Source organism: Deltaproteobacteria bacterium (genome assembly GCA_030654105.1).
Taxonomy (GTDB): domain Bacteria; phylum Desulfobacterota; class SM23-61; order SM23-61; family SM23-61; genus JAHJQK01.
The window spans coordinates 1-3,352 of record JAURYC010000183.1; the positions used below are offsets into that span (position 1 = coordinate 1).

General features: G+C 54.2%; 3 protein-coding genes. All 3 read left to right on the top strand.

All coding sequences use genetic code 11. The annotated features are described in order from the left end of the window. Window positions 1-1,444, top strand: a 1,444-nt coding sequence (locus Q7V48_07695) for a tripartite tricarboxylate transporter permease (protein MDO9210616.1), incomplete at its 5' end; no start/stop codon positions are given. A gap of 2 nt (window positions 1,445-1,446) precedes the next feature. After that, entirely contained in the window at window positions 1,447-1,890 is a 444-nt protein-coding gene (glmS, locus tag Q7V48_07700) for a methylaspartate mutase subunit S (GenBank protein MDO9210617.1), read from the top strand. Window positions 1,891-1,965: 75 nt separating this feature from the next. Beyond that, complete coding sequence (glmL, locus tag Q7V48_07705; protein ID MDO9210618.1) at window positions 1,966-3,351, top strand: methylaspartate mutase accessory protein GlmL; 1,386 nt, start codon at window positions 1,966-1,968, stop codon at window positions 3,349-3,351. The last annotated feature ends 1 nt before the right edge of the window (window position 3,352 follow it).

Below are 3,352 nucleotides of genomic sequence, written 5' to 3' on the forward strand. Positions count from 1 at the left end.
CGGGATGATCCTTATAGGCCTGACCATCGGGGTCCTCGCCGGGGCTCTTCCGGGTATCACCATGCTCAATGCCATTGTCCTGGTACTGCCCTTTACCTACCTAATGGAGATTGTCCCTTCTCTATTGCTTATGATCGGCATTTACTGTGGGGGGGTATTCGGGGGCTCCATCACGGGCATTCTTTTCAACATTCCAGGCGATCCGATGAATGTCCCTACTACTTGGGAAGGATACAAGCTGAACAAGAAGGGTTTTGTTTCCAAAGCCCTCGGGATGGCCATTATGACCTCCGCCCTCGGCGGATTTTTCAGCGCCCTGATCATGACCGTGGCCTCCCCTCCATTTGCCAAAGTGGCCCTCTCCTTTTCTTCTTGTGAATACTTCGCCGTGGTCTTTTTAGGGTTGGCCAGCGTCGTAGTCATCGGAACTCGCTCTATCGGTAGCGCTCTCATCTCCCTTTTCATCGGTATTTTTTTGGGAACGGTGGGGATGGATGATATTTACGGCGTCCCGCGCTTTACTTTCGGTTCGCGAATCCTGGAGACCGGGATAAATTTCGTAACCGTCTTGATCGGCCTTTTTGCCATTGGAGAAGTTCTTGAACAACTAACCCTAAAAAATAAGGAAACCATGGAAGTCCTGCGTATCAGGCCTAAGACCCAGCTACCACGTTTTAACGAACTGTGGCGCCTGAAGGCAACGATTCTCCGCGGCCTGGGGATCGGGGTAGTCATAGGGGCAATCCCCGGAGCTGGCGCCACGGTGGCTTCTTTCGTCAGCTACGGGGTGGAAAAACAAGTTTCTAAGCATCCGGAAAATTTCGGCAACGGCTCCTGGGAAGGGCTCGTTGCTTCGGAAACGGCCATCAACGGTTCTACAGGCGGCGCTATGATCCCCTTGCTTACCTTGGGCATCCCCGGGAGCGGGGCAACAGCAGTTATGATGGCCGCTTTTCTCCTCCACGGCATCCAGCCCGGGCCGCTCCTTTTTACCAAAACCCCGGAAGCGGTATACACCATCTTCGTTGGAATGCTCATTTGCAACCTGATCATGATCCTCACCGGGTTGTTCACTGCCAGGTTTTTTTCCGAATTAATGCGGGTTCCTGAAAATATTTTGGGGGCATTCATCATTACTTTCTGCCTGATCGGGGCATTTGCCCTGCGCAATGACACTGCCGATGTTTGGTTTATGGCCATCTTTGGCATCCTGGGCTATTTTATGCGCAGGTATGCCCTTCCCATTCCTCCCCTGATTCTAGGAGTCATTCTGGGTCCTTTGGCTGAAAGCTACTTTTTAACCACGATGATCGGGGAAGGAAATGATTGGTCGATTTTTTTCCGCCGTCCAGTAAGCGGCAGCCTGATGGTTATTTCCATCGTTCTTCTGGTTATGCCTTTTTTCAGAAATTTATGGAAAAAAAAGGGGAAAATACAGGCCTAAAAATGAGCGGGAAAAAGACGGTCGTCCTCGGCGTTTTGGGTGTTGATGCCCATGTCGTAGGGAATAAAATCATGGCTTACGCCCTGGAGAGTGAAGGGTTCAAGGTGGTCAACATCGGGACTTTCTCCTCTCAAGAGGACTTTATCCGGGCGGCTATCGAGTCGGCGGCCGATGCCATCCTCGTAGCCTCGCTTTGCGGCCATGGAGAATTAGAGTGCCGTGGCTTCCGCGAAAACTGTATCGAAGCAGGGATTGGCCATATCCACCTGGTTGTGGGAGGAAATCTCGTTGTGGGTAAGCAAGGCTGGGAAGAAGTAGAAAGACGCTTTCTGGAGATGAAGTTCAACCGCGTCTATCCCCCCGGGGTTTCCCCCAAGAAAGTCATCGAGGATTTGAAGAAAGACCTTAACTGCAGTTCGGAGTCAGGAGTTCGGAGTTCGGAGTAAGTTCTTCTGTAAGCGCTTCGTCCCCTGCTCCTTGATACGTGTCGATCTTGTTTCTCCGAACTCATTACTTTTTTTATGTCCCTGGCATTACTCATCGATTTCGGCAGTACCTTCACCAAGATTCAAGCCATTGACCTTGCGGCTGAAGAGATCGTTGCCTACGCTCAGAGTTGCACAACCGTGGAAACGGATATCATGGTAGGTCTGCGCGAGGCGCTCGATCTCCTCCCGCCCAAGATCCGTAACAGTACCTTCAGCTGTAAACTGTCGAGTAGTAGCGCCGCAGGGGGGCTGGCCATGGTTACCATTGGGCTCATCCCGGAACTCTCTGCGGAAGCAGCCCGGCGCGCGGCTCTGGGCGCTGGAGCCAAGGTCATCAGAGTTTATTCCTTCCGGCTTTCTTCCAGGGAGCTGCAAGAGTTGGAAGCTCTCAAGCCCGATATCCTTCTCCTGGCCGGGGGAACCGATGGCGGGAACAGCGAGGTCATCCTGGAAAACGCTAAGAAGCTTGCCCAGAGCCAGGTGCGCTGCCCGATCGTGATCGCCGGTAATAAAGTAGCCGCCGATGAAGTGAATGACATTCTATCTTTCTCCGGCAAGACGACGCTGGTTACGGACAATGTCATGCCCGAGGTCAATGTGTTAAACGTTGAGCCGGCCCGGGCCATGATCCGCAAGGTTTTCATTGAACGGATCATCGAGGCCAAGGGGCTGAAGAAGGCAGAGGAATTCGTGGAAGGAATCCTCATGCCGACTCCTACAGCCGTCCTGAGCGCCGCCCAGCTGCTCTCTCAGGGGACAGCCTCAGAACGCGGGCTGGGTGATCTGGTGGTCGTCGATATCGGCGGAGCTACGACCGACGTGCACTCTATCGGCCTGGGGAACCCGGTTCAGGCCGGGGTGGTCTGCAAAGGCCTGCCTGAACCGATGGCCAAACGCACCGTGGAAGGGGATCTGGGGATCCGCTACAACGCCAGTTTCATCCTCAAGCTTTGCGGCCAGGAGCGGATTTTGAAAAATGCCCGCTTCTCCCACCCCGACCTTTTGCAGAAACTGCAAAGCCTCTCCCGGAGCGTGGAAACTCTTCCTCGGTCCGAGGAGGGCCGGGACCTGGACTTCGCCCTGGCGGCCTGTGCCGCCCAAGCCGCCATGGAGCGGCACGCGGGCACCATTGAAACGCTTTGGGGCCCTCAGGGGCAGTACTACGTGCAGCACGGAAAAGACTTGACCAACATAGGACATCTTATCGGCACTGGAGGAATTTTTATCCATCACCCTCAGGCTGGGGAGATTCTGCGGAAAACCCTGTTCTCCCCGGAAGAGCCCTTCTCCCTGCGCCCCCGCGATCCTGCCATCTACACCGATGCCCGTTACTGCCTTTTTGCGATCGGGCTGCTCGCGGATCGTTTCCCTGACCAGGCCTGCCGCATTGCCAGAAAATATTTAAAAAAATGGAATTAAA